General features: G+C 46.8%; 32 protein-coding genes and 4 tRNA genes. 6 read left to right on the top strand and 30 right to left on the bottom strand.

What is annotated here, in order from left to right; genetic code table 11:
* Window positions 1-102: 102 nt before the first annotated feature.
* The 7 genes from typA to ACFO8Q_RS19935 all read right to left on the bottom strand — a co-directional run bounded on the left by typA (window position 103) and on the right by ACFO8Q_RS19935 (window position 4,883).
* Entirely contained in the window at window positions 103-1,932 is a 1,830-nt protein-coding gene (gene typA, locus ACFO8Q_RS19965) for a translational GTPase TypA (RefSeq protein WP_380028371.1), read from the bottom strand.
* Window positions 1,933-2,006: 74 nt separating this feature from the next.
* Window positions 2,007-2,483, bottom strand: coding sequence for a hypothetical protein (locus tag ACFO8Q_RS19960; RefSeq protein WP_380028369.1), 477 nt, complete (start codon window positions 2,481-2,483; stop codon window positions 2,007-2,009).
* A 60-nt stretch (window positions 2,484-2,543) separates the two neighbouring features.
* The gene (locus ACFO8Q_RS19955) at window positions 2,544-3,011 is read right to left on the bottom strand and encodes a YaiI/YqxD family protein (protein ID WP_380028367.1); all 468 of its coding nucleotides are present in this window, start codon (window positions 3,009-3,011) and stop codon (window positions 2,544-2,546) included.
* A 132-nt stretch (window positions 3,012-3,143) separates the two neighbouring features.
* Window positions 3,144-3,908 carry an HAD family hydrolase gene (locus ACFO8Q_RS19950; protein WP_380028365.1) on the bottom strand — a complete coding sequence of 255 codons (765 nt, stop codon included), beginning with the start codon at window positions 3,906-3,908 and terminating at the stop codon, window positions 3,144-3,146.
* Between the two features lie 140 nt (window positions 3,909-4,048).
* Entirely contained in the window at window positions 4,049-4,285 is a 237-nt protein-coding gene (locus ACFO8Q_RS19945) for a tripartite tricarboxylate transporter TctB family protein (protein WP_380028363.1), read from the bottom strand.
* A 60-nt stretch (window positions 4,286-4,345) separates the two neighbouring features.
* Entirely contained in the window at window positions 4,346-4,699 is a 354-nt protein-coding gene (locus ACFO8Q_RS19940) for a hypothetical protein (protein ID WP_380028361.1), read from the bottom strand.
* 13 nt (window positions 4,700-4,712) lie between these two features.
* A complete protein-coding gene (locus ACFO8Q_RS19935) occupies window positions 4,713-4,883 on the bottom strand; it encodes a Spo0E family sporulation regulatory protein-aspartic acid phosphatase (protein ID WP_380028359.1) in 171 nt (56 codons plus the stop codon).
* A gap of 190 nt (window positions 4,884-5,073) precedes the next feature.
* Here ACFO8Q_RS19935 and ACFO8Q_RS19930 point away from each other — a divergent pair, with 190 nt between their 5' ends.
* Together ACFO8Q_RS19930 and ACFO8Q_RS19925 are read left to right on the top strand one after the other, a co-directional pair.
* Complete coding sequence (locus tag ACFO8Q_RS19930) at window positions 5,074-5,520, top strand: N-acetyltransferase (protein ID WP_380028357.1); 447 nt, start codon at window positions 5,074-5,076, stop codon at window positions 5,518-5,520.
* 38 nt (window positions 5,521-5,558) lie between these two features.
* Window positions 5,559-5,759, top strand: a complete 201-nt coding sequence (locus ACFO8Q_RS19925) for a DUF896 domain-containing protein (RefSeq protein WP_380028355.1) — start codon at window positions 5,559-5,561, stop codon at window positions 5,757-5,759.
* A 25-nt stretch (window positions 5,760-5,784) separates the two neighbouring features.
* On the opposite strand, the gene ACFO8Q_RS19920 is transcribed toward ACFO8Q_RS19925, so the two are convergent.
* The 7 genes from ACFO8Q_RS19920 to clpP form a co-directional block, all read right to left on the bottom strand.
* Window positions 5,785-6,399 carry an RsfA family transcriptional regulator gene (locus ACFO8Q_RS19920; RefSeq protein ID WP_380028353.1) on the bottom strand — a complete coding sequence of 205 codons (615 nt, stop codon included), beginning with the start codon at window positions 6,397-6,399 and terminating at the stop codon, window positions 5,785-5,787.
* 125 nt (window positions 6,400-6,524) lie between these two features.
* A complete protein-coding gene (locus ACFO8Q_RS19915; protein ID WP_380028351.1) occupies window positions 6,525-6,665 on the bottom strand; it encodes a hypothetical protein in 141 nt (46 codons plus the stop codon).
* Window positions 6,666-6,720: 55 nt separating this feature from the next.
* Complete coding sequence (thiI, locus tag ACFO8Q_RS19910; RefSeq protein ID WP_380028349.1) at window positions 6,721-7,911, bottom strand: tRNA uracil 4-sulfurtransferase ThiI; 1,191 nt, start codon at window positions 7,909-7,911, stop codon at window positions 6,721-6,723.
* Window positions 7,912-7,915: 4 nt separating this feature from the next.
* The gene (locus ACFO8Q_RS19905) at window positions 7,916-9,073 is read right to left on the bottom strand and encodes a cysteine desulfurase family protein (protein WP_380028347.1); all 1,158 of its coding nucleotides are present in this window, start codon (window positions 9,071-9,073) and stop codon (window positions 7,916-7,918) included.
* 210 nt (window positions 9,074-9,283) lie between these two features.
* Window positions 9,284-10,315 (bottom strand): glyceraldehyde-3-phosphate dehydrogenase, encoded by a 1,032-nt coding sequence (locus ACFO8Q_RS19900; protein WP_380028345.1) that lies wholly within the window; start codon window positions 10,313-10,315, stop codon window positions 9,284-9,286.
* 278 nt (window positions 10,316-10,593) lie between these two features.
* Window positions 10,594-11,589, bottom strand: a complete 996-nt coding sequence (locus tag ACFO8Q_RS19895; protein WP_380028343.1) for a class I SAM-dependent methyltransferase — start codon at window positions 11,587-11,589, stop codon at window positions 10,594-10,596.
* A gap of 84 nt (window positions 11,590-11,673) precedes the next feature.
* Window positions 11,674-12,255, bottom strand: coding sequence for an ATP-dependent Clp endopeptidase proteolytic subunit ClpP (gene clpP, locus ACFO8Q_RS19890; RefSeq protein ID WP_380028341.1), 582 nt, complete (start codon window positions 12,253-12,255; stop codon window positions 11,674-11,676).
* A 186-nt stretch (window positions 12,256-12,441) separates the two neighbouring features.
* Between clpP and ACFO8Q_RS19885 the strand changes: the two genes are divergently transcribed.
* On the top strand, window positions 12,442-12,720 hold the full coding sequence (locus ACFO8Q_RS19885; protein ID WP_380028339.1) for a YgaP family membrane protein: 279 nt from the start codon (window positions 12,442-12,444) through the stop codon (window positions 12,718-12,720).
* Window positions 12,721-12,763: 43 nt separating this feature from the next.
* Here ACFO8Q_RS19885 and ACFO8Q_RS19880 read toward each other — a convergent pair whose 3' ends face one another.
* From ACFO8Q_RS19880 to ACFO8Q_RS19870, 3 genes are all read right to left on the bottom strand, one after another.
* Window positions 12,764-12,940 carry a hypothetical protein gene (locus tag ACFO8Q_RS19880; protein WP_380028337.1) on the bottom strand — a complete coding sequence of 59 codons (177 nt, stop codon included), beginning with the start codon at window positions 12,938-12,940 and terminating at the stop codon, window positions 12,764-12,766.
* Window positions 12,941-13,030: 90 nt separating this feature from the next.
* Window positions 13,031-13,504 carry a cysteine hydrolase family protein gene (locus tag ACFO8Q_RS19875; protein ID WP_380028335.1) on the bottom strand — a complete coding sequence of 158 codons (474 nt, stop codon included), beginning with the start codon at window positions 13,502-13,504 and terminating at the stop codon, window positions 13,031-13,033.
* Between the two features lie 113 nt (window positions 13,505-13,617).
* On the bottom strand, window positions 13,618-14,064 hold the full coding sequence (locus ACFO8Q_RS19870; RefSeq protein WP_380028332.1) for a hypothetical protein: 447 nt from the start codon (window positions 14,062-14,064) through the stop codon (window positions 13,618-13,620).
* A gap of 328 nt (window positions 14,065-14,392) precedes the next feature.
* Here ACFO8Q_RS19870 and ACFO8Q_RS19865 point away from each other — a divergent pair, with 328 nt between their 5' ends.
* The 3 genes from ACFO8Q_RS19865 (at window position 14,393) to ACFO8Q_RS19855 (ending at window position 15,496) form a co-directional block, all read left to right on the top strand.
* Window positions 14,393-14,590 (top strand): hypothetical protein, encoded by a 198-nt coding sequence (locus ACFO8Q_RS19865; protein ID WP_380028330.1) that lies wholly within the window; start codon window positions 14,393-14,395, stop codon window positions 14,588-14,590.
* A gap of 83 nt (window positions 14,591-14,673) precedes the next feature.
* Window positions 14,674-15,060, top strand: a complete 387-nt coding sequence (locus tag ACFO8Q_RS19860) for a YlbF family regulator (RefSeq protein ID WP_380028328.1) — start codon at window positions 14,674-14,676, stop codon at window positions 15,058-15,060.
* 148 nt (window positions 15,061-15,208) lie between these two features.
* Window positions 15,209-15,496, top strand: a complete 288-nt coding sequence (locus ACFO8Q_RS19855) for a DUF1292 domain-containing protein (protein ID WP_380028326.1) — start codon at window positions 15,209-15,211, stop codon at window positions 15,494-15,496.
* Window positions 15,497-15,533: 37 nt separating this feature from the next.
* On the opposite strand, the gene ACFO8Q_RS19850 is transcribed toward ACFO8Q_RS19855, so the two are convergent.
* The 13 genes from ACFO8Q_RS19850 to ACFO8Q_RS19790 all read right to left on the bottom strand — a co-directional run bounded on the left by ACFO8Q_RS19850 (window position 15,534) and on the right by ACFO8Q_RS19790 (window position 25,752).
* Window positions 15,534-16,811, bottom strand: a complete 1,278-nt coding sequence (locus ACFO8Q_RS19850) for a BaiN/RdsA family NAD(P)/FAD-dependent oxidoreductase (protein ID WP_380028324.1) — start codon at window positions 16,809-16,811, stop codon at window positions 15,534-15,536.
* Window positions 16,812-16,824: 13 nt separating this feature from the next.
* The gene (gene corA / locus ACFO8Q_RS19845) at window positions 16,825-17,772 is read right to left on the bottom strand and encodes a magnesium/cobalt transporter CorA (RefSeq protein WP_380028322.1); all 948 of its coding nucleotides are present in this window, start codon (window positions 17,770-17,772) and stop codon (window positions 16,825-16,827) included.
* Between the two features lie 300 nt (window positions 17,773-18,072).
* Window positions 18,073-18,166: transfer RNA gene (locus tag ACFO8Q_RS19840), tRNA-Ser, on the bottom strand.
* 34 nt (window positions 18,167-18,200) lie between these two features.
* Window positions 18,201-18,277: transfer RNA gene (locus ACFO8Q_RS19835), tRNA-Met, on the bottom strand.
* Between the two features lie 139 nt (window positions 18,278-18,416).
* Window positions 18,417-18,508: transfer RNA gene (locus tag ACFO8Q_RS19830), tRNA-Ser, on the bottom strand.
* A 146-nt stretch (window positions 18,509-18,654) separates the two neighbouring features.
* The gene (locus ACFO8Q_RS19825; protein ID WP_380028373.1) at window positions 18,655-19,404 is read right to left on the bottom strand and encodes a type 1 glutamine amidotransferase; all 750 of its coding nucleotides are present in this window, start codon (window positions 19,402-19,404) and stop codon (window positions 18,655-18,657) included.
* Complete coding sequence (locus ACFO8Q_RS19820; RefSeq protein ID WP_380028320.1) at window positions 19,385-20,752, bottom strand: MurT ligase domain-containing protein; 1,368 nt, start codon at window positions 20,750-20,752, stop codon at window positions 19,385-19,387. The genes ACFO8Q_RS19825 and ACFO8Q_RS19820 overlap by 20 nt, the downstream gene beginning before the upstream one ends.
* A gap of 101 nt (window positions 20,753-20,853) precedes the next feature.
* Window positions 20,854-22,209: an LCP family protein gene (locus tag ACFO8Q_RS19815; RefSeq protein ID WP_380028318.1), complete on the bottom strand. Its 1,356-nt coding sequence runs from the start codon at window positions 22,207-22,209 to the stop codon at window positions 20,854-20,856.
* Window positions 22,210-22,321: 112 nt separating this feature from the next.
* Window positions 22,322-22,780: a L,D-transpeptidase gene (locus ACFO8Q_RS19810; RefSeq protein WP_380028316.1), complete on the bottom strand. Its 459-nt coding sequence runs from the start codon at window positions 22,778-22,780 to the stop codon at window positions 22,322-22,324.
* Between the two features lie 55 nt (window positions 22,781-22,835).
* A complete protein-coding gene (locus tag ACFO8Q_RS19805) occupies window positions 22,836-24,284 on the bottom strand; it encodes an anthranilate synthase component I family protein (RefSeq protein ID WP_380028314.1) in 1,449 nt (482 codons plus the stop codon).
* Window positions 24,281-24,862 (bottom strand): anthranilate synthase component II, encoded by a 582-nt coding sequence (locus tag ACFO8Q_RS19800; protein WP_380028312.1) that lies wholly within the window; start codon window positions 24,860-24,862, stop codon window positions 24,281-24,283. The genes ACFO8Q_RS19805 and ACFO8Q_RS19800 overlap by 4 nt, the downstream gene beginning before the upstream one ends.
* 400 nt (window positions 24,863-25,262) lie before the next feature.
* Window positions 25,263-25,514 (bottom strand): hypothetical protein, encoded by a 252-nt coding sequence (locus tag ACFO8Q_RS19795; RefSeq protein WP_380028310.1) that lies wholly within the window; start codon window positions 25,512-25,514, stop codon window positions 25,263-25,265.
* Between the two features lie 164 nt (window positions 25,515-25,678).
* A tRNA-Gly gene (locus ACFO8Q_RS19790) sits at window positions 25,679-25,752 on the bottom strand.
* Between the last annotated feature and the right edge of the window lie 146 nt (window positions 25,753-25,898).

Here is a 25,898-nt window from a genome sequence, read left to right as displayed (position 1 = left end):
CTAGTGGTTGGTAACTACAAACCCCCACAGTGGACTTTCACCACCTAGTTAATCGCCATGCGTGGCGCACCAGAAAAAAGCCACCAGACGGTGGCTTTCGACTTAATTGGCATATGCTTTTTGCTTTTCGTAACGATCCCGCTCATTCTTCTTCAAATATTTCTTGCGGAGACGAATCGATTGGGGCGTGATTTCACAATATTCATCATCGTTCAGGTATTCAAGTGACTGTTCCAACGACAGAATGCGTGGCGCCTTTAATTTTGTTGTGTCGTCTTTGGTGGCAGAACGGACGTTGGTCATCGCCTTCGCCTTCGTAACGTTAACGGTCAAATCATTGTCACGGTTGTGTTCTCCCACGATCATTCCTTCGTAGACCTCTGTCCCCGGAGTGATAAACATTACGCCGCGGTCTTCCAATCCTTCAATGCTGTAGGTGGTGGCTGTGCCCGATTCGTTTGCGATCAGCACGCCTTGTCTGCGGCCTTCAATTTCGCCGCGGTAAGGTTGATAGGAATCGAAACTGTGGTTCATGATCCCGTACCCCCGTGTTTCGGTCAAGAAATCGGTTCGGAATCCGATTAAGCCGCGCGCAGGAATGAGAAACTCCAACCGTACGTTTCCTGTCCCGTTGTTGATCATATTCGTCATATCTGCTTTCCGAGTCCCCAAACGTTCCATGACAGCTCCCGTGTATTCTTCGGGAACATCAATCACAAGGTGCTCAAACGGTTCCATCTTCACGCCGTTTTCTTCACGAATAATTACCTGCGGTTTGGAGACCTGCAGTTCATATCCTTCACGACGCATCGTTTCGATCAGAATCGAGAGGTGAAGTTCCCCACGTCCGGAAACAGTAAATGCATCGGGGGAGTCAGTCTCCTCTACCCGAAGCGAAACGTCCGTTTCCAATTCAGCCATCAACCGGTCTCTAAGCTTACGGGAGGTTACGTGCTTCCCTTCCTTGCCCGCAAACGGGGAATCGTTCACAAGGAACGTCATCTGCAGAGTCGGTTCGTCGATATGCAGAAGCGGCAGTGCTTCAGGATTTTCAGGGTCCGCAACCGTTTCCCCCACATTGATATCGCCAAGCCCCGTAATCGCAATAATATCGCCGGCTTGGGCGGACTCGATTTCTACGCGGTTTAAACCGATAAACCCGAACAATTTGGTAACACGCGCCTTCTGAGTGGTACCGTCCCTTTTGAGTACCGCGACTTGCGAGTTAAGTTTGATTTCCCCCCGCTGTACCCGGCCGATCCCGATTCGTCCCAAGTAATCATTGTAATCAAGCAGCGTTACCTGGAATTGCAAAGGTTCTGCCGGATTCCCCTTCGGGGCAGGCATATGGTGGACAATTGCCTCGTATAGATCCTTCATATCGTCAGTTTTCACATCAGGATCATTTGAGGCGTAGCCCTGTAAGGCGGAAGCGTACACAATCGGAAAATCCAACTGTTCGTCATTGGCACCCAATTCGATAAACAGTTCAAGCACTTCATCCACGACTTCTTGAGGACGAGCGTTGGGGCGGTCGATTTTGTTTAAGACTACAATCGGGACAAGATTTTGTTCCAATGCCTTTCGCAGAACAAACTTTGTCTGCGGCATACAGCCCTCAAACGCATCCACGACAAGCAGAACACCGTCGACCATTTTCATGATCCGTTCGACTTCCCCGCCGAAATCGGCGTGACCCGGTGTGTCGACGATATTGATTGAGTAGTCGTTATACCGAATCGCTGTATTCTTGGCCAGAATTGTAATACCGCGCTCCCGTTCAAGATCGTTCGAATCCATCACGCGTTCTTCAACGTGTTCATTCTCCCGAAAAATCCCGGACTGCTGCAGCAATTTATCAACAAGCGTGGTTTTCCCATGGTCCACGTGGGCAATAATTGCGATATTCCGAAGCTTTTCTTGATGATTCATTCTGATTTCCTCCTAATTTGGCGCACACAAAGACCATGATACCACATCCGAGCAAATTTTTCGTAAGATTTTCGTTAAATTGTAAAGAAACGCACTTCAGAGTCAGCACTTCGGGGGGAGATTTGGTAGGTGGGAGCAATCTGATGCTGCAGAATATACTCCAAATGAAAAGCACATTCCTCGACCGTCCCCTGCAAAACCAAAACATGATTGCGGTAAACAGCTTCCAGAAAAGCCCGACTCTGCGTGTTTTGTCCAATTACGACAACCGGAATAATCCGTTTGTATTTTTGCGTCACCAACTGCTTTTTGGCTTGAATCAAATCTTCCACGAAAGAGGCCCCAATCGGATTCAACTGAAATTTTTCAATTGTTTTCACCAGATAAATCACGTCGTCCGTTTCGATATAAAGATCCGCCTTAAAGCCGTTAGATTCTAGCAATGGCTTGTCCTTTTCCAATTTGCACTCTTGATTCGCCAAAGCTTTAAACATACTCTCTTTAAGAGCAGGCGAGCCAAAATAACCGATCATTTGCGACAGAAAACTCATTTCCGGTTGCCCCTTTTTTAAAATTCTCACTGATCCAATTATAGCAGAAAAACGTCCGGGCTAAATCCCCAGTACCCTTTTCAGTCCTTGTTCAAATGCCGCATCATCCGATTGGGTTCGTTTCTTTGGACCTTTCGTTCTGCCGCCCGCCCGGCGAAATTTGGCGGATTGGTCCCGGATTTCGAGCAGCACCCCAATGTTTTTCTCCGCATATTCTTGCCCATAAATCCCGAGTGCACGGCACTTTTTTCCCAACGCAATGGCAGCCAAACCGATATCCTGTGTAATCACCAAATCTCCTGCCTTACAACGGTTCAAAATCGCCATATCTACGGATTGGGATCGATCGTCCACTACAATGTGGGTGTCTCCCTCCAATTGATGATGAAAATTGGATATCGTCCAGCATGTGAGTCCCAGCGCCGCTGCATAGGCAAACGTAACCCGGACAACCCCACGCGGGCAACCGTCGGCATCAATCCAAATATTCGTTATAGGTAAAGCGTTTTTTTCATTCTTGGTTCTCATTTTTACCACTCTTCTTTAAGTTTGCATTATTATTACTAATATATGAGAGTTGCGTTAACGGGAGTGCAAAAAATAGACCTCCCAGAGCTTGCAAAAGCTTGGAGGTCTACCGGTTTACTCAAGTTATTCACGTTACCCCAAATTTTCACGTCTGGTGTGGTCCCCTTTTAGCGATTCTGCAATTACATCAGGGACTTCCCGAATCGACTTTAGCACATGGAAATGCCCCTTGGCCGGAATGTCCAGTTCCACGTGGTCATATTCCCAACCGTATGCATCCGGAATATGAATCGCGTGAAGTCCCAATTCCAAAGCCGGCCGGATGTCATTACGCGCGGAATTTCCTACCATCCAAGTATGGCTCGGATCCAAGTTTTCTCGCCGCAGAATTTTTTTCAAAATCAATGTGTTTTTATGTTCACATATAAAACGCCGTTCCTCCGGAAAAATTCCGTCCAATCCCGCATTGAGGACCTTTTGGGTTTGGATTTTAAAATCGCCGCCCGTATAAAGGTACAATTCATGTCCTTGTCTGATTAACTGTTCAATTGTGGATAAGGCATCAGGATACAATTCCACCTCGAAGTCATACACCGAATGGCCTAGTTGAAAGATTTCCTTCTCTTCCTGTTTATTCGGTGTTTTCCCATATTTTCCGCACATCAGCCGATAAGTCTGGACCAATGACTCCGGAAACCGGTTTTTCCCCAACCCTTTTTGCTCCACACCTGCAACATCAATTTGTTGTTGAGTTTTGTCCACTAAGTCCCTGTCAATCGGATAATCCTGAAAGAGAACCATCATATGATCCAAAAATTTTTCTCTTGTGAGTGTAAAATGACGATTGCAATGGATTAATGTATCGTCCAAATCGAGTAAAATATGCTGGGTTTTCAACCAGTCCCACCCCGCCCATAATCACGTACTTCGAATATACGACACTCAGAACAAATTTCCTTTATGTTGAGCGATCCCTTCCAGTCGGAAATAAAAACCGCTGCCGGACAGCAGCGGCTGGTCAAACCCGACTTGTGGATTCAATACAACAACATCGTAAATACGATCCAAAAAAACACCGCAACTGCAGCTCCGATCAAAGCGGCCACCAAAAATCCTTTGCCGTATCGCCCCAAGAGCCCACGTAAAAAAGCTGTTGACCCAGGAGCTTTCACATCCGGGTATGCTGCATGATATTCTTCCTCCATTGGAGTGAACTGTTTATGCAAACGCTCTTGTTCCTTGTGTTCCTTTTCATTCGCATTCTTTTCGTTCATGGGTTCCGCCCCCTGTCACGGTTTAAAAATAGTGTTTCCTCGTGACGGGCACCTCATCCCTTAGGACTTGGGGGAACCATTGGCAATGGTCAAGAGCAGGTAAAAATCCAAGCTTTCGATCTCCAAAGCATTCTCGAGAATGTTGACCTCAACATCATCCGGGTCAACCGGCAGTGACACGACCTGAGGTTCCTCATATTCCTTCGACGGGTGGAACAGAAACTCCAGCGCGATTTCCCGTCCTGCTTCATCGGCCACAACATCACAAAAATCAAACTGTCCTTCAAATTGTGTCAAAATGATCGATTGTTCGTTCTCGTTCTTCTGCCATTCAAGGCGGCACCAAACGGTTGCATCCTGGAGAAAGCTTTCAAGGAATGATGTCAACTCATCCAAACTTGTAATTTCTTCCATTTTTATTGCCTCCTCAAGTTTTAACCGCTTGCCGCTTCTGCTTGTATGATAAAAGGATCAAACGATCCAACTGCTGGCTTTTTTCAATCACACGAGGGTCAAGCAGGCTCCCTTTCTGACGAAGCAACCGATGAAGTTCCAACCTCATCTGATCAATCTGATTGAGTAGTGTATCCTTCTCCATCGATCTCTTTCAGCCCTTTACCGTTTTAGAATAACACCTTTCCATTATACTGGACAACCAAACCGGTGAATAGTTAGGAAAAAACAACTTTTTCTGACACAATCCGGCAAATTGTGGGGCCATGCGGTTTTCGATTTTTTCCGAACTGTGTATAATTAAAGCAGTAAGCACGTTGGGGGAGAGAAGAGCTATGATTGAAGTTCAAAAGCTCCGTATCAACTATAAAACATTGGAAGAATTTAAGAAATTCCGTGAAAACGGGTTGGAAGAGCTCGCAATGCATGAAGAATTGCAAACAAAACTGATAGAGAATACAAGTGCGTCGCCCTTTTTTGGAATTTATGAAGACGGTAAATTAGTCGCTCGTATGAGCCTGTACCGGATCGATGCAAGATACGACCGTTATTTTGAGCCGCCTCAAGATCATTATGAGCTATGGAAACTGGAAGTTCTGCCCGGATATAAAGGCAAGGGATACGGAAGTGTATTGGTCCGCCACGCCCAGTCCCTGGGTCTGCCGATCAAGACAAATGTCCGTTTGGGCGCACAAGATTTTTTCATCAAGCTTGGTTTTTCACCGGTAAAATATGAACCGGCTCGTGATCGCGGCGAGAACCCCTATATCTGGAAGCCCTGATCACCAAGAAGGTCCTGTCGGACAAAGGAGGATACTGCTTGCTTCCCCATAATAAGATTCATCGCATCAACGAATTGGCACGTAAATCCAAAACGGTGGGACTCACGGACGAAGAACGATCGGAACAACAACGTCTCCGGCAGGAATACCTTGAGTCATTTCGAACCGAATTCAGGAAACAGCTTGACAGCATCAAATTTGTGGAACACCAGGAGCACTCGGACGGGAATGTTCACTAATAAAAGAGGCGGCATGTCGCCTCTTTTATTCGAGCCTCTCAAGGTTTCCGTTTGCATCCATTCGAAACCGGGTAGTCATCTGTATTTCATCCATGTCGGAGCTGAATAATGTCAGTTTGCGTGCCCGTTCCATAATCTTCACCAAAGTCTTGTAATCCTCTTTTACCGTCTGGTACTCTTCGCTCAATCGGTAATACTGCCTTTCAAGTCGCTCATTGGACACGCTCAAATCTTCTACTGCCTTGTCTTTAAGATTCAGATCACGCTCCAGATGCCGTATGTGATTCAGCAGTGATGCATGTTCCTGCTTGTACGCTTTCAAGAAACCCAAGACATCATTCCACGTGATCTTTGACTCATCCCGATCCTTGACCGACTCGGAAGACCTCCCATTGGTTCTTCTTTGCATGGATTTGAGTTGTTTGCGTTGTGCCTTTGCAATTTCGATACCTTCTCTATAGATTTTGCGAACACAAGCGTTCCACCGATAGCCGCATGCGGCTGCAGTACGGCCCAGCTTTTCCGCGCATTCTTCAAAGGCAGCCAATTGAGTGCTCCCTTCCTGAATGTGGCGCAAAATAATTTCAGCCAAGACTCTATCATCATCTTCTGTCCAGGCGTCTTGACGCAATGCTTTCATCCAACTCTTAACCTCCCAGAACATTTTTACTAATGTATGCAACAAATTTAAAAGATAGCCATGGTATGTTTATTTCCATTTCTGATAGAAAATAAACAGCCACCTCCTCAGGGTGGCTCTAAAACTTATCCCAAATTTTTTACCGCTCTCCGCAACATCTTGAGGGAGCGCCGTCTTCTGGCTACAGTACCGCGGATCGCAAGAAGAACGGACAATACGCTCATGAGAATGGTGGCAATCCGATAATACCTAAGAATTCTAACCAATCCCGTCACATCCTTTCAAAGGATCTTAGGGATAGTGTTACCGAAATGGAAGCTCCTATACGGGTTCCGCGCTTTCCATATCTTTGTAATACGTTACCGTTTCCGTTTTATCCAATGCTTCCTGCACGAGCTCTTCGATATTGAGGTCTCGTTCCGCTCGTACCGCTTCTTCTACACGCGGCCGTGTACGCGGTGCTTTCGGCATAAAGATCGTACAGCAGTCTTCGTATGGAAGGATCGAGGTTTCATAGGTTTCGAGATCTTTTGCGATACGGATGATATCTACCTTGTCCATCGCAATCAGCGGTCGTAAAATCGGAATCGCAGTCACATGATTGATCGTGTACATGCTTTCCAGAGTTTGACTCGCGACCTGGCCAAGACTCTCTCCTGTTACAAGGGCCAACAGTTTTCTTTGGTGAGCCAAACGGTCTGCAATGCGCATCATGAAACGGCGCATCACCGTGATGGACAATTCTTCCGGGCAGTGCTGACGAATTGCCTTTTGGATCTCGGTGAAATGAACCACGTGCAAACGACATCGTCCCCCAAAATGGGCCAATCGTTTTGCCAAATCCTCCACTTTTTTACGGGCTCGATCACTTGTGAATGGATAAGAGTGAAAATGGATTGCTTCCACTTCGACTCCCCGTTTCATCGCCATCCAACCGGCAACCGGGGAATCGATTCCCCCCGAAAGCAGCAGCAGTGCTTTCCCTGAAGACCCAACCGGCAAGCCACCGGGGCCGGGAATCACTTCCACATATATATAGGCCTCCTGTTCTCTGATTTCACATGTGAAGGTCAATTCCGGGCGATGGACATCGACCGAAAGCAGAGGAACATTTTTCAGGATATGGCTGCCCAGAACCTTTGAAAGTTCGGGAGAAGTTAAGGGAAACATTTTGTTGGCGCGTCTTGCTTCGACCTTGAAGGTGGTAGGCTTTTGCACAACTTTGTTTAAAAGCTCTACAGCTGTTTCTTCAATCTTTTCAATCTCCTGCGTGGTAGTCATAACAGGCGACAAAGACACAATTCCAGGTACCCAACGAAGAGTGTCCAACACTGTTCGGTAGTCGGCGCCATTCAGATGGATCAAAATGCGCCCGCCGGTGCGCGAGATTTTTATATCTCCAAGTCCCTTCACCGCTTGCTGCATATTGTCAACCAGTTTCTTCTCAAAGTCCGACCGGTTTTTCCCTTTGATCGAGATTTCCCCATAACGGGCTATCAACATCGAATACATCTTTTTACCTCCGTGTCAGTAATCGAAGCTCACCTACAATCCGGGCTAACAGTCGAACCGCTTCGTGAATGTCCGTCTCGCCGGTTTCCGAAGATAAAGACAAACGGATAGCCCCATCCAACTCTTTTTCCGTAAGACCCATCGCCTTTAATACGTGGCTGTATTTTTTCTCCCGTGAGGAACACGCCGAGCCGGTAGTTACATACACACCTTCAGTCTCCAATGCGTGAACAAGCACTTCCCCTTTCACCCCCGGGAAAGAAACATTCACGATGTGGGGAGCCGCATTTTCAGCCGGTGTATTCACTCGGATCTCCGGAATCGAGTCGCGAATGGAAGTGATTAACAGATCGCGTAATGCCTGCATGCGTGACCGGTTTGCTTCAAGTTGGGGAAAAACCTTGCGAACGGCAGCACCAAAACCGACAATTCCGGGCACATTTTCAGTTCCCGACCGTTTCCCTTTCTCTTGTCCCCCGCCGTACACCAGAGGAACAAGATCAATTCCTTCTCTTGCGTACAGGGCACCGATCCCTTTCGGTCCATGCAGCTTGTGGGCAGAAATCGACAACAAGTCCACTTTGCCTTCTTTTACCCTCAATGGGATTTTGCCATAAGCCTGAACTGCGTCGACATGAAAAAGTGTCTTGGGTCTTGAGGACAATAACTGTCCGATTTGTTGGATCGGCTGGATAGAGCCTGTCTCATTGTTGACATACATGATCGAGACTAGAACGGTTTGATCTGTTAGAGCCTGTTCCACGTCTGCCACACTCACTCGTCCGTTCTCATCCACGGGCAGGTAAGTAACGCGGAATCCTTCTCCTTCGAGAAATTTCATCACGTCGAGAACCGAAGAATGTTCAACTGAACTCGTTATAATGTGAGTTCCCCGGTTTTTGTATCGGCGGGCAACTCCCTGAATCGCGAGGTTATTTGCCTCTGTTCCGCCTGATGCGAAGATGATTTCCGCTGGCTTACCCCTCAGGGTTTTTGCAATATCCTCGCGTACCCGGTCTACTTTTTCTTCTGATTCCATGCCTTTTCTATGTAAAGAGGAAGGGTTTCCGTAATACTCAGTTAACACCTCCGTCATTGTCTCCACAACTTCTGGAAAAGGACGGGTTGTCGCACTGTTATCCAGATAAATTTCTCGGGTCACACAGATCCTTCCTTTCTGTTTCCCTTCTAGTATCTCCTTGAACACATTCCTACATTATATCCCTGCTCCGTTAAAAAGGACAAACTATATTTTACCATGCGAAATTCATAAAGAAAACTTGGGGTTCATCAGGAGCTTTTCACCCATATAACTGATACAGCTGGCCTCCTAAGGAGACCAGCTGTTTTCGGGAAAGGGATATCTTTATTTTTACTTACTCAATACTGCCTGCTTCTCGTAAAGTTTGCTCCCTACCAGTCGGGCTAGATCTACCACCCGGCATGAATAACCCCATTCATTGTCATACCAAGCCAACACTTTCACAGTACGCTCCCCAACAACCATCGTGGAAAGACCGTCGACTATGGAGGAGGCAGAATTTCCTACAAAATCGATCGAAACCAGCGGCTCCTCGGTATATTCAAGAATTCCTTTTAAAAGACCCTCCGCAGCTTTTTGGAGAACGGTGTTCACTTCTTCCACAGTAACATCTTTCTGTAATGTGGCAACCAGATCCACGACCGACACGTTCGGAGTCGGCACGCGGAGTGCGAGTCCGTTCAATTTTCCTTTTAGTTCAGGCAGTACCAGAGCCACTGCTTTGGCCGCTCCCGTAGAAGTGGGAATGATCGAGGCGGCGCAAGCTCTTGCGCGACGCAGATCTTTGTGCGGATTGTCCAGATTTTTCTGGTCGTTCGTATAAGAATGAACCGTAGTCATCAGACCTTGTTCAATTCCAAACTCCTGGTGCAAAACTTTAACAACCGGTGCTAGACAGTTGGTAGTGCAGGATGCGTTCGAAATCACATCATGGAGTTGAGGATCGTACATTTCCTCATTGACTCCCATCACGATTGTGATGTCTTCGTCTTTGCCCGGAGCGGTGATAATCGCTTTCTTGGCCCCGTTCTTCAGATGAATGCCGGCCGTCTCTTTGGAACGGAACTTCCCGGTCGATTCGATTACAATATCTACACCATGTTCCCCCCACTTAAGATTGTTGGGATCACGATCTGACATAATAAGTACTTTGTGTCCGTTTACTATGATAGCATTTTCTTCGGTTTCAATGGCTACATCCCATCGACCGTGCACCGAATCATATTTAAGCAGATGCGCCAATGAGGCGGGATCCGTTGTTGCGTTCACTGCTACAATTTCAAAAGCCGGGTCATGCATAGCTGCACGAAAGACCATTCGGCCAATTCTCCCGAATCCGTTTATCCCTAGTTTGATTGCCATGTGCGACAAAACCTCCCAGTCCTCGAACAAATTACACTCTTATTTTACACCTAAAAACCGAAATACACCATACTATTTAGTAAAAAAGTATGACACATTTGTCTTTTTTGTGTAAAAAATCAACATATATCATAGCTTCCCAAAAGAAAAAAGACTTCATACGAAGCCTTTTCTGCACCACGTTCTATCGATTTGTCATAAACCAGAGACCCAATAACAAAAACAAAACTCCGCCGATTATCAAACCGGTCGCCAACTTTTTAAGCATTCAGCCACCTCTAACCGTATTTCCGTTGGACAAGGACTTTGAATCGCTCACCCATGCCACCTGGCATAATCAGATGTTTAATCGCCATATTCCGCTTAACCCCCTCGGAGAATGGATCAAAAGCGGATTCATTCGAAAGGAATTCAAAAATTCCCGCTTGTGTAAGAAATTTGCCCTGTGTACCGAAAAAGGCCGTTTCCATCCCCAAAGATTCACCATACTTCAAGAGCGCTGTAAAATTTACATCACAAGTGATATCCAGTTCTCCCGGAGACGCCAATACATTTGTTTGCAGTTGATGCTGGCGGAAGCCTCGAAGCGTTCCATTCAGTCTGCCTTCGTACAGAATCTCCGTTTCATCCCCATAATCAATTGTGACAATGTATCCATTCTGAAGGAACTCTGTCGCTTCGACGAGCCACTCCAGCGCATGAAGATTCACCTCAACCCGCTGACCGGGCGTAAGTGGGCTCACATACTCCCTCAAATACCGGTGGATCCGTTCATTTGAAAGTGGACCCAATCGCTCAACAAACTGGCCGTTTTGTTCCCCCACATAAACTTCTTGTGGTTCGCTGTCTTGAACAATCAAGTGAACAGGTGCTGCGTCAATTACTTCATTCGACAGGATAATCCCTGGGAATTGACCCATGTGTTCCGAAGCAGAACACCACGTTACCGGCTGATCGGCCAAAACTTCTCGTTGGACGCCCCGCAAATAAGAAGATTTTTCAAAAATCCGATACTCAAGTACAGAGAATAAATCCGGGGCGAACAACCGAATTCCGTTCAGGATGTCTTTCGCCAAAGTTCCCTGCCCGGCCCCGAATTCAACAAGGATAAATGGCGATACGCAGCCGAGTTCTTTCCATTTGGCATAAAAATCGCGGGCAAGCGTATGGCCGAACACCGGATGCACTCCCGGTGCCGTATAGAAATCTCCAGTTTTGCCGAAAGGGTTGTCTCCCCTTTCGTAATACCCCAATCCTGGATAGTATAAAGCCAATTCCATAAAATCCCGAAAAGGGATAGAACCCTTTTCGAGAATTTTGTTCCGAATTATGGTTTCTAACTCATTCATACGGGATTGTTAAATTTTTTCAATGACCTTGTCAATCAGGCCGTATTCTTTCGCTTCTTCGGCGGACATAAAGTAGTCGCGGTCGGTATCGCGTTCCACTTTTTCAAGAGGTTGACCTGACCGTTCCGCAATGATTTTATTCAAGTGGTCACGCATGCGAAGAATCCGCTCCGCGGCAATCTTTATGTCTGTCGCCTGACCTCGCGCACCGCCCAGGGGCTGGTGAATCATCACTTCCGAATTCGGCAGAGCATAGCGCTTCCCCGGAGCGCCAGCGGTTAATAAAAATGCGCCCATTGAAGCGGCCATTCCCACACAAATTGTTGATACATCAGGTTTAATGAACTGCATGGTATCATAAATCGCGAAACCTGCTGTAATGGACCCTCCCGGGCTGTTGATGTAAAGGGAAATATCTTTTTCCGGGTCTTCCGCCGCCAGGAAAAGCAATTGGGCAATGATGGAGTTGGCTACCATGTCGTCAATTTCACTGCCAAGAAAAATGATGCGGTCTTTCAACAAACGGGAATAGATGTCGTAAGAACGTTCTCCCCTGCTTGTTTGTTCTACTACAATCGGCACTAAATTCATGTAAAAACCCTCCTTTTTTTGTGTCTCACTTTGGTATGTACTGTAAAACAAGATCCCTTGCTACCAGTATGCCATATGCAATGGTTTTCCTCAAAGTGTTTGACAGCACAATCCCTACTCTGATTATATGTACCGTTTCAGTCGATACTAACATCGCTTGGGTCAAAACCGAGGGGAGGGACTTTCGTGATCAAACAAAATGTGGGTACTTGGGATGCTTACATGAGGATCACGGGCGGTTTAATCGGATTGGCATATGGAATTCGCCGTTCGTTGCGAAGAGATGATGCGCTTAGCGCATTATTAATTATGGCCAGCGCTATTAAAGTAGCTGAAGGGGTTACCCGCGTGTGTCCGATGATGCATGCTCTGGGAATCGCAACGACAGAACAACAAATTCGACCGGAAATGTATGACGATCCCGCTGATTATGATCAAGACGAGTTCATTCCCGCCTATTCGTAACACGGTCTTGTCACAAGCAGAGCCACCGAAAGGTGGCTCTTCATTAATGAACTTTTTCTGAACGAAACCGGACCCCGTATTTTCCTTTTCGGGTCCGATACAACTCAACTTCACGCGGTGGATGGGTTCCGTAAATTCGCTTGTCACCTTCCACCCACATTACGGCGCAGTAGGCTTCGAATTTGCTGTCGTATAAACCTGCCCAGTATACCCAAGACATCTGCGATCCCCCCAAGCGCCAAAAATCGTATCTCTATTTTGGCCCTGAATGTGGGGAAACACACCCGTCAAAATGTGTATTGGCTGGCACTTAGACCCAAACGCGGTCTCCACCAACCCGGAGAAGGTTTTCCTCGCCGATCGCGTTTTTCATGATCATGGTCGCTTCCCAGTTACGGGCATGGTAGGAGGCTAACAACGGCTCCAGCACCTGAACCTTGTATCCGTTGTCCACCAGACTGAACATGGTAGCCAGAATGGTCAACTCTGCATCCATACCGCCAAGGTGAACAAGTTCGATTTTATTTTCTTCCAACAGTTTCTTAACTTCGTCATTCAATGCAGAAAAGGTTGTTTTCTCCACACGTTTCGCTTTCGGATGGGACAAAAGCAAAGTATCCTGTCCTTCATTTTCTTCATGTTTCCAGGTTGTCAGAATGACAAGGTCGTATTCGTTGGCCGATTGGTCCAAGTACTGCTGGCATAAACGGACGATATAATCGATGTTTCCCAAATTGCCAAGAAAGTCTTCTTGTACATCTGTAAGTATAAGTGCCTTTTTCATCAACAGTCGCACCTTTCCGTTCGCAAATTTCCTCTCATATGGTATCACAACAATTCAGTCGGTTTCAACAAGATCAGGATACCTTCATATGTAGGAGTGACTGAATTCTTTTATTAATGGATCTGCAAAAAACTCGCATACCGTTCTTCAATCTCCCGCACAACTGATGTGTGCTCCACTTCACTTTCCACCACTTCAAGAGCATATCCTGCCCCCTCTTCGACAACACGGAAAAAAATCAGATCGGATCTGGAGATCGCATCACGCTCATAATATACCGCATATCCCTGATGATTCTTGGTAAAGAATGCACCGAGGGTGTACTTCTGTTCCCGGACCTCTTCCTGTACCGAGATGAAAAAAATGCTGCTGATCAGTTCCATTACCCGTTCGGTATATAAGTCCCCCGGATAATCGAGTTGGAGCATCTCTTCCTGTTGGCCGGAAATTCGGTAGAGCTCTTTTTTGTCGTCCCTATTCCAGCAAACGAGCATCAAATGTGCCTCTTCATAGAAAAAAGCATAGTGGTCAGCCTTCGGAAACACAAAAACAGGTTTCATAATAAGCCACCCCTAGATTGCATTAGAAAAAACGAGCAGGGGATTGTCCTCCTGCCCAAAAAATTACTGATCCCACTGCTCATGCTGCTTCCTGATTGCTTCATTAAATTTTTCTGAAGTAATATTCGAGCACATGAACAGCAGCGCGAAACAAGCTCCGACAAATGCCAAGAGACCCCACATAGTTGACGCCTCCTTCCATTCTTTCTATTCCCATATAGAATAAAAATAATTCGAAATGGAGTCAAGTGAACATTCTTTGTCATCCGACCGACTAGTCGGAATGCGAATTATCTGATATAATTCCGGAAAAAAGGAGGTTGTTTCTATGACACGGGGGAATCGTTACTTTTTCTATACCCTGGTTTTTGCATTGACTGTGTTTGCACTTTTCTCGAAATCTTACGGATTGCTCGGCGCAGCCATTGTCGCTTCGATAGCCTTGGGGCTTTGGATCGAAAAAATCGACAATCGAAGAGATGAGAAATTCAAGCACCATAACGCCGTCCATAACTACCATCATTAAAAAATGTTAACCGAAAGCCCGTGACTTCCCACGGGCTTTTCTTTATACTTGTTTTGGAAAGAAATAAAGGAGGAATTTGCAAAATGGTGGATCGCAACGAACTTCTGGGGCACGCCTTTGAGTTGGGCAGTCTGATTGCTGACTCCCCGGAAGTGGAAGAATATAAAAGAACGAAAGACACGATGGAATCTCATCCGCAAATCAAACCGTTGTTAGCAAAGTTACGGGAAATGCAGCAGGAATACGAAAAGCTGCAAGCCTACAGTAGGGGCCCCCACCTGAAAGGGCTTGAAGATTCGATTTCGGAAACTCTTGCCAAGCTGGATGAATTCCCGGAAGTCGTGGCTTTTAAACAATCCTCTGCGAAGGTGGATGAACTTTTGCAATCTGTAACCACTCTTCTGACAAACTGCATCACGGGCAAAGTAAACGGAGTCCCACTGCCAAGACCACCCAAAGGCGGCGGCTGACAATAACTGACCGGAGAACGGTGTTCTCCTCAACCTTTCACCCGTGTTGAGCACTTGCAATGACAAGCTTTTGTTGATTTGACGCAGAAACTTTTGCCATGTTATGATGAAGCACAGGGTTTATTCCAAAAGAGATGAGGGTTGTCCAATGACAGATCATAACCACGTACATGGTCCGGATTGTGACCATGATCATGAGCAAGAAGTAATTGTTCTGACCGATGATGAAGGAAACGACCATGAATTTGTCATAGTTGATGTGATGGAACTCGAGGGCAGCAATTATGCAATCCTGGTCCCGAATAATCAAGAAGGCGATGCTGTGATTCTGCGCGTAGAATCAGATGAAAACGGTGAAGAGTATCTGATCGACATCGAAGATGATGCAGAGTGGAATCGAGTCGTGAAAGCATACGAAAATCTCGCGGCCGAGTAAACCGCAAAAACCGCGTCCGGTTGAAGGGCGCGGTTTTTTACTTTATTCGAACGTCCGCCATTCTTTCTGCTGCACTCTTTCCGGCAGTGTAACCTGTGCTAAATGCAGCCGTTATGTTATAGCCCCCTGTATAGCCATGGATATCTAAAATTTCTCCACAGAAGAACAGCCCCTGCATCAGTTTCGATTGCATCGTCTTTGGATCAATTTCTTTCAGATTTACACCCCCGCCGGTTACAAACGCTTCCTCAATCGATAAGGTCCCATTGGCATGGAGAGGGAATTCTTTTAAAAGCTGGGCCATTTTTTCCCATGGCCCCTTCGGCAAATTCGCAAACGTAATGTCCTCTCGCAATCCCGCCCGTTCCAAAACCAGAGGAATCAGCCGTTCTGGAACATAGCCTTTTAAAACATTTTTGATCGTTTTCTTTGGCTCGTTTCTGACACGCTCATAGGTCTCGGAAAAAATCTCCGCTTGTGATTTGTCCGGGAATAGGTCGATTGTCATCCGAACGTCCCCGCCATTTGTTTGCTTTAATGTTTTGACCACAAACTGGCTGCAGCGAAGTGCAGCCGGTCCGGAAATACCAAAATGGGTAAAAATCATATCCCCTTCGTGTTCGATGACTTTCCTGCCCGTTGCGTTATATACGGATAAGCGGATGTCTCGGAGCGACAATCCTTGCAAAGTTCGTTGCTGAATAAAATCTTCATCCAACGTAATCGGCACTTCCGTTGGATACAGCTCTGTGATCGTATGTCCCGCCTCCTCGGCCCATGCATAACCGTCACCCGTAGAGCCTGTGTGAGGGACAGACTTTCCGCCGACTGCGACAATCACATTGGAAGCCTCGATTTCTTCGCCGTTGCGGAGGCGCACTCCTTTCACTTGTCCTTCCTCATACCTGATGCGTTGGACGGGGGCGTTTACCCGGATTTCCGTACCTGCTTCCTTAACTTTTCGAAGGAGCGCATCCACTACATCCTTTGCTTTATTTGAGACAGGAAACATTCTTCCCCTGTCCTCTTCCTTGAGTTTAATGCCAAGCCCCTCAAAAAAATGGATGATATCCCGATTGTCAAACACGGAAAAGGAACTGTACAGAAAACGTCCGTTTCCCGGAATGTTTTGGATCATCTCATCAAGCTCTTTATTGTTGGTAACATTGCATCGGCCGCCCCCCGAAATGGCAAGTTTTCGTCCCAGCTTTTCCCCTTTATCCACAAGCAGCACTTTGGCTCCATGCATGCCTGCTGAAACGGATGCCATTAATCCGGAAGGTCCGCCGCCAATTACAATTACATCGTATTTCATACCTCAATCACCATTAGAACCATCCTCTTCGTCTGAACCAGATAACCATGCCACCGGCTATTACACTCATAAGAGTAAGAACAAAAAAGTATCCATACTTCCAATGCAGTTCCGGCATATTGTCAAAATTCATCCCATAAATTCCAGCCAAGAACGTTAATGGCATAAAAATTGTGGTTATGACTGTCAACGTAACCATTACTCGATTCATGCGTTGTGAATTCAAAGAGACATAGCTTTCAATCAGATCGGATCCGATCTGACGGTAGGTATCGGTCATTTCCAATAATTTCGCCAGATGGTCATAAATATCGCCGAAAAAAATGCGATATTTAATCTTCCACTTTTCGTCTTCCGGATGCAGTATTTCTCTCACGACTTCCCGATAAGGTTCTAGCGACCGGCGTAACGAAAGCAAATCTTTTCGAATCTTAAATACGCGGTTAATCATGCGCTGGGAGGGACGCAGGAAATTCTCGGATTCAAGTCGCTCAAGCTCGTCGTCAATTCGCAGCAAGACGGGAAAGTATTGATCCACTAACCGGTCAATGATCAAATACAGAAGATAATCCGGACCTTTTTGAGTCAGCTCCGGATTTTGTTTAACTTGATTCCAGACTTTATCCAGATCCTGATTCGGATTCATCCGAAAAGATACAATATAATTTTTGGCAACAAAAAGGTTGATTTCTTCCGGTTTTCCTTTCTGATTGGAGACTGCATGCAAAACAAAGAAGCGGTAGTCGCCGAAGTCATCAATCTTAGGTCGCTGCAGCAAATGAAGACAATCCTCGATCGCCAGATGGTGGAACGCGAAAATGTCGGATAAGTATTGAATTTCCTGGGCCGTAGGCTCCGAAAAATCGACCCAAAACCATTTTGCTTGTTGGTTTATGATTTCCTCTACGGGCCGCTCATACAGGATTTCCCCGTTGTTTAAGAGTAGCATTGTGCGAACCATATCCACTATTCAATCCTTACTGTGCAGTTTCCCCTATTATAGCATCTGGATTCGATCAAAGCTCATCTCCCCACAAGCCGGAACAATCTCTCGAGATGAATGTAAGGTTCACACCGTTATCTCTGGCGGAGTGAGAGGGATGCGGGAGACGAGCTCCCGGCTACGTAGTAATTCTACCGATGTTCAGCTCCGACGAACCCTCGAAGTAATTTCACTGATGCTCCTCAGCGAGGGTTACTCACCCTCAAACTGCAAGTATTGCGAAAGCACCCTGCAAAAATACAGGGTGCTTTCGCAATATGGCGGAGTGAGAGGGATTCGAACCCTCGATACGAGTTATCCCCGTATACTCGCTTAGCAGGCGAGCGCCTTCGACCTACTCGGCCATCACTCCAGAAGTGTAGGGATGCCACTGGCATTTTAGAAATTGGTGGCTCGAGGCAGAGTCGAACTGCCGACCTACGGGTTATGAATCCGTCGCTCTCACCAACTGAGCTATCGAGCCATGGCGGAGAGAGTGGGATGCGGGAGACAGGCTCCCGGCTGCGTAGCAGCACTATCGAAGTACAGCTCCGACGAACCCCGAAGAAAATCTCCGATGTATCTCAGCGTGGGTTCTCACCCACTCACAAGGTAGAATCTCATGGCGGAGAGAGTGGGATTCGAACCCACGAGACGCGGTTAACGCCTACACGATTTCCAATCGTGCTCCTTCGACCAACTCGGACATCTCTCCATGAACATGTCACTTGCCGTTGCAAGCTTGATTCATTTTCTTTTTTACAGCGACAAGTGATATCGTACCATGCGACAATGAGAATTTCAATTGACGGGGAATCCGATTTTCAAACAAAATCATGAAACGAAGCTTGTTACATGCAATTACCTGCGCCCAGCCTGAGCATATTGCCGGACCACACGTTCATGCGCTTGCAGTTCCCAACTGTCATCAAGCGGCTCCAAAAACGGATTGTCGGTTCTTCTACGGAGTGCCAGTTCAAGCAGGTGATCCGCAAACACCGGGTTTTTCGAGAGAAGAGGTCCATGCAGATATGTCCCGAAGACGGTTCCTTGTGCCACGCCTTCGGAACCGTCTTCTCCGTTATTTCCAAAACCGTTGACTACCTCCGCAAGAGGAGTTACCTCAGGCCCCAAATAGGTTCGCCCGGAGTGATTTTCATAGCCCACCAATGTGAGATCGGAGCCAAGAATATTCAGTTTGCCGATTGCATTTCCGACAAGCCGCTTTTTGCCGCCTACCGTGTACAGATCCAGCAATCCGACTCCTTCGATTCGATTCCCTCCAATGGTTTCAAAGTAATGTCCCAAAAGCTGGTAGCTGCCACAGATTGCGAGAACGACGGTACCCGAATCAACAGCACTGATCAGTGTCTCGCGTTTCTTCAGCAAGTCTTCCGCAACCAACAGCTGTTCCCGGTCTTCACCACCGCCGGAGAACAGCAAGTCATAATCGGACAGATTAGGGTTATCGCCTACTGTGATTCGATCTACCTCTACGAAAATCCCGCGCCACTCCGCCCGTTTCTGCAGGATTGTGACGTTTCCGCGGTCACTGTACACTTCAAGCAAGTCCGGATACAAATAACCAATTCTAAGCTTCAACCGCGACACGCCCTTTCTCAAGGAGATGATCTCGTACTGCATACAGGGAAGTATAGGTAGATAAAATAAACAACGTATGATCGGCAGGGAGTTCGCTCAATGCAGCATCAACGGCCGCCAAATCCCCTTCCTGAACCGACGTCACATGCCCCAATCCGGCATATTTGAAACGAACCGCCATGTCGTGAGCGCGTGTACCCGCAACTACAATTCGACGTAATTTTTTTTGTTCTTGAAGCCGTTCCAAATGAGTATCCCAGATCCAGGACACATCGGTTCCGTCTGCATACCTGTCGTTCAAAATAAATACCATATCCACCGGTTTCTCCATTTGACTGACTACTTTCAGAACTTGATTACAGCCGGTCGGGTTCTTAACCAGAGCAAGCATAGTATCTTGACCGTCGTTCACGAAAATCCGTTCCATCCGCCCCAATCCGGTATTTAAATTTCTCATTTCTTCTCGTATGACATCCGATCCAACTCCCAATACTCTAGCCGTTGCAATTGCCGCCAAAGCGTTATAGACATTATAAAACGCCGGCGAATGCAAAAAGCCGGTTTCTCCATCCAGTTGGAATTGAATCCCGCCATCGCGGACACGGACATGCTCCGCTGCCTGATCCGGAAACTGCCGCTTGAACCCGCAACCGGGACATTCATAAAATCCCAGCTGCCCATAATGATACAAGTTGTATCGAAGGGTTGAACCGCAGCGGCGGCAAAACTTCCCGTCCCGAACTTCCCCTTGTTCATCCATTGGAATGTCGGTTGATTGAATTCCGTAGTAAAGGACTTTCTTCCCTTGTGGAGCGATTGAAGAAACAAGAGGATCGTCCGCGTTTAAGATGATGGCAGTATTCTTACCCGACCGTTCAAGAGCTTCTCCGACCATGTTGACGACCGTATCCACTTCGCCGTAACGGTCCATCTGATCCCGGAAGAAATTCGTCACCACAACAGCGGCCGGTTGAAGTGATTCAATCACTTTCCCTATGGTGGCTTCATCCACTTCCAGCACGGCCGATTGCTTGCGTGCTTTCGTCAGCGACACTCCCTCAACCAACGCCGCCGTTATGCCCTGAATCAAATTGGCACCGAGAGAATTTGAAATTACATCCCGACCGTCTTTTCTTAGGAAATTGGCAAGAAGATTGCTCGTAGTCGTTTTCCCGTTCGTACCTGTGACAAAAACAATTCTCCCTGCCAGTCGAGCACCATAAAATTGCAACAAATCCGGACATACACGGAGAGCAACAGCTCCAGGAAGTGTAGTGCCTTTGCGGCCCATCAGGGATAAAAGCCGTTTCGTTGTCTTAGCTGCAATGATTGCTATCCATACTCTCCACGTTTGCAAAAAAAAGCCCCCTTGAAAACAAGTGATCCTATGATTAATGATAGCTCGTACTACTTGATCCCGCAATGAAAAAGAGTCTCCCAAATGGAGACTCTTTCGGATTACGAAGTCGCCGGTGGTTTTACAGTTCCGGGCGGCGAAGTGGAATCGCTTGCTCCGCCGGATCCCCCCGTCTTTGTACCGTTATCGGTTGTTCCGTCAGTGGTTCCTCCGGTCGATGTTCCGCCTGGAGTTGTTCCGGAACCTCCGTTGTTTGGAGTGGTGGTACCAGTACCATTGCCGTTTGCACCCGATCCACCCGGTTTTGTCGTATTTGTCGTTCCATTGATGCTCTTGTTTCCGCCGGAGCCAGTCTCTGAACTCTTCCCATCACTCGTTTTGGGAGGCGGAGGTGTGGGCGGTTGAGCGGGCGCCGCGACGGACTGGGTAGGTTTCTTTGGCGGAGTAGTCTGGTCTACCAACGGTTCCTGATCATCGAACGTTTTTACGATTGTCCGTCCGGTATTTAAAGTGCTGTGCACCAACAATCTCGTTTCATAAAGATCCGGAATGATCACAGAAGCTCCGCCCCGATGCGCGTCCATCAATGCCGGTTTCGTCCCGGTTGAATCCTTCATTGGCGGAAGCTGGACGGAATCCATCGTATTGATATCCAGATTATACGCCAACTTTCCAAGCTTGATCATATCGTTAAACGACATGTCTGTCTCAATATCATCCTGGACGGCTTTCAAAATTTGAGGCAGCTTGAGAAGCGAACTTGTGGTTCTCATCTCGGCAGCAAGGGTCGAAAGAAACTTTCGCTGCCGCTCCGTTCTTGCAAAATCAGACATAGCATCCCCACGGTAACGGACATACATCAGTGCATGTTTCCCGTCCAGGTGCTGCTGCCCTTTTTTCAGATTAATATCGTAAAGACCGTCATCCGGGTGATACATATCTTTTTCCACATACATATCAATGCCGCCAAGCACATCCACGATATTTGCGAATCCATTAAAATCGGTTTTTACATAATAATCGATATCGATTTGCATAAACTTTTCCAGAGTTTCTACAACCAGGTGCGGGCCGCCAAGGGCATGTGCCTCGTTAATTTTACGGAATCCGTACCCTGGTATCTTATACCATGTATCTCGCATTACGGAGAACAACGCAACATCTTTCGTTTGCGGGTCGATGCTCAATACCATCATGGTATCGCCTCGCGGAGCCCCATCTCCCGGACGGGTATCGACACCAATCAACGCAATGTTAATACGCTCCGTACCGGTCCATTCTTCCCCATTTTTAATTTTTTCTTTAGGCTTGGAGATCGTGTTGGCAAAGTTATAAAAAGAAAACGCATAGTAGCCTGCGCCAACAAAAATCATCACAGCCAAAAAGAGCAGTGTATATCCGAACCGTTTTCTTTTATAAAAAGGCTTCTTGATCCTTCTCCCCATCCGGTTTTCCATCCGCAAATCATCCTTACTATCATAAACTAGGCTCTATTATAACATACTTTTTGATAGACAGATAATGACATTTTCGGTCAAGAGCGCCGAAGATATCATAGATGTTCGAGGACTAGGGGGCAATTTTGACCAAGGTGCCGATTCGAACATATCGATAAAGCCAGTTTACATCCTGATTTCTCATTCGGATGCAGCCGGCTGAGCGATTTTCACCAATTGAATCCGGTTGATTGGTTCCGTGTATGCCATATTTTGATCCGTCTGTTCCGGGGACTTCCAAGCCGATCCACCTGCTTCCAAGCGGATTCTCCGGATCACCGCCAGGTATGTTTTTCTTTAAATACCAAGGATTTTTTACAAGCATTACAATCGGAAACGTGCCGGTCGGTGTATCCTCTTCTTTACGACCTGTTCCAACCGAAAAAGTTATTACGGGTATGCTGAAAGAATAGTAGGTAAGAGTGTGTTCCGATTTGTCCACCACAACATAGGAAGGCCACGGAACGGGACTGGTGAGCGAACCGGCCAAAACAAGAGCAAAAAAAGAAGCTCGCAGCTTCAGAAGGATCACCTCCTTTAGCCGTTAGCTTCTCTCATAATGGCAAAGAAAATTCGAATCATCCACCCTATGAAAATACAGTGGCTTTCAATGCGCGAAGTTTCAGATCGCACTCATTCCATTCATTTTCCGGGATTGAATCGGCAACAATTCCTGCACCCGCTTGCAAATAAGATACCCCGTCCTTGTTTACAATCGTTCGAATTACGATAGCTGTATTCATATTTCCGAGAAAATCAAAGAACCCAATGACCCCTCCATAGATCCCCCGGGTCAGTGTCTCTAATTCGTCAATAATTTCCATCGCTCGGACTTTCGGGGCACCGGATAAAGTACCGGCCGGAAAAGTTGACAAGAACACGTCAAACGGTGAAACACCCGGTTCCAAGTCTCCAACCACAGTCGAGACAATATGAAATACGTGCGAGTATTCCTCCACCACCATAAAATCCTTTACATGAACCGAGCCCGCTTGACAGACCCGGCCCAAATCATTGCGGCACAAATCCACAAGCATCAAATGCTCAGCTTTTTCTTTTTCATCGGAAAGCAGATTCTCGATTAAAATCCGATTTTCGTTCTCCGTTCGCCCTTTTCCTTTGGTTGTCCCGGCAATCGGTCTCATCTGGGCAACTCCGTTTTCAATTCGGATCTGCATCTCCGGGCTGGCGCCAAAAACCCGGTAATCTCCATAGTCGACGAAGAACATATAAGGAGACGGGTTCACATCCTTCAAGCGCTGATAGACCAGGAGAGGATCAATTTCCCCTATAACACGGTCCCGTTTTGAGAGCACAACCTGGAATATGTCCCCTTCGCGGATATATTCCTTGGCTCGGATCACCCGCTGGATATATTCCTCTTGTGTGACATCTTCTTCCTCAATCAACTCCTCCGGATCAAATCCTTTAAAGGCCGGCGGCTCCTCAGCCGAAAGAAAGGATTCAAGCTCAGAAAAATCCGGAGTGTTTACATGCTCGATCTCATTAATTATGATGCGAATTTGATCCGGTTCAAAATGGAGTATCACTTGATGGATTTGCAGCAAAATATCATCCAACTCGCGGTCATCTATTGTCGTATTCGGAATATCTTCAAAATAACGAATCGAATCATAGGAAAAGAATCCTATAAAACCAAAAGAGTACGGGGAAACAGAATCTTCATCAATAAGTTGAAAACTTTCCCGGATGGTATCGAGCACCGGCGGCAGCTCACCATCAAAGTGAGGAAGAGAGTACCCTTGTTGACCTAAGTGCTCGAGGATCGAGGGAACCAGCGACGGATGTCCATCCAAAGAAAGATCCCGCCCTTTTACCCTGGATGTCACTAACGGAAATAGTCCGATTACCGAAGAACAATAGCGGCTTTTCGGATCGGTGACCGAATCCAACAGAAACGCGCAGGTTGAACCATATTTGGCATGCAGTTTTCGAAACACGTCAAATGCTTCAACCGTTCTTGGGTAAACACGCTCGTGCGAACGAACCGGAACTTTTGCGGCAACTGTTTTCATATAAGTACCCTCTCATGCTGCTCCAAGAAATTTTGAATGATCTTTTTTCCGCCTTCGGTCATAATGCTTTCCGGGTGGAACTGCACCCCTGTGATTAAGTAATCCTGATGCTGGACGCCCATTATCTCCCCATCCTCAGATCGGGCAGTTACTTTAAGACACTTGGGTAAACTTTCGGGTTGAATCACCAGCGAATGATACCGTGTAGCTCGAAACGGACTTGGCAAGCCCTGAAAAACCCCTTCTCCGGTATGTTCGACAAGCGAGGTTTTTCCATGCATCATTTGTTTTGCTTTTACGATTCTTCCCCCGAATACTTGCCCTATCGATTGATGGCCTAAACACACGCCCAAAATCGGCAAATTACCGGCAAAAAATCGGATTGCTTCCAGCGAAATCCCTGCTTCATTCGGTGTACAAGGGCCCGGCGATATCAACAGATGACTCAACTTCAAAGCAGCTAATTCTTGAACAGTCACCTTGTCGTTGCGGAACACCCTGACCTCGCATCCGAATTCCCGAAGATACTGCACCAGGTTATAGGTGAACGAATCATAGTTGTCGATAACTGCAATCATCTACCTCATCTCCTCTCATCTCGGCTCGTTTGAAAATAGCAAAGACCAGCCTCAAAAGAAGCCGGTCTTGAATCAACATACCATAACAAGATCCCGCATTCTCGGCTCAACTCAACAAATCCTAAGCTCTTCTCTCAGCTAAACTCTCTCACTATTCCAAACCTTATTGCTGTTTCATTCATGTTATCAACGTCGGATTGGTTTGTCAATAAAAAAAACGGCCCTGGAGCTTTTTGACCCACTTCAAGACATGGGCGATTCATTAAATCGTTCTGATCTATCTATTGCTCAGTTTAATCGAATGCATGTTCACACTAACTAAGTTAACCACTTACTATAACGGTTGGAATATTTGGTGGTCGGTTTTACTGAATTGCCTCTTGTTCCTCAGGCCTCTAACTTAGTTTGGAATGTCACCTTCTCCCGTGGATAAATCTCGCTCTTCAGGTTCCCGGGGAGGAAGACCGGTTAAGTGAGCTTGGATTGCCCTTAACATTCGGTTATTGTCACGAACAACACCCAGGGTTTCATTTGTGACAGCAAAGTGCCTTTCCATCATCTGACGCATTCGTTCCATCTCCGGCATAGACATAGGTGGCATTTGACGAAAATCTCCCATCGGATAATAGCCACGCTGCGGAAACCAATACATGTTAATTTTCCTCCCTTACTCTTGTAGGAAGCATTAAGGGCTTCCCCCTAAGTGGTGGAGTGACGAACCCAAGCCCGTCACTCCATTTGAATTGATAAATTTTCAAACACCATGGTGACCATTCATCCAAATAGAAAAACCCTTGATTTCTCAAGGGTTTTCGGTGGAGCGGGTGATGGGAATCGAACCCACGCCGCCAGCTTGGGAAGCTGGAGTTCTACCATTGAACTACACCCGCAGATAATAAAAAATTCATCAAAGATGAATGATGAATGTGAAACAAAGCTGCAGTTTTTTATGATCCGGGAAGTAAATGGCGGAGCTGACGGGATTCGAACCCGCGGTCTCCCGCGTGACAGGCGGGCATGTTAGGCCACTACACCA

The sequence above is a fragment of the Effusibacillus consociatus genome (assembly GCF_042652925.1).
Lineage (GTDB): Bacteria > Bacillota > Bacilli > Tumebacillales > Effusibacillaceae > Effusibacillus > Effusibacillus consociatus.
Note: the sequence above shows the minus strand (reverse complement) of the source record. Positions and strands in the feature narration are given on the sequence as shown.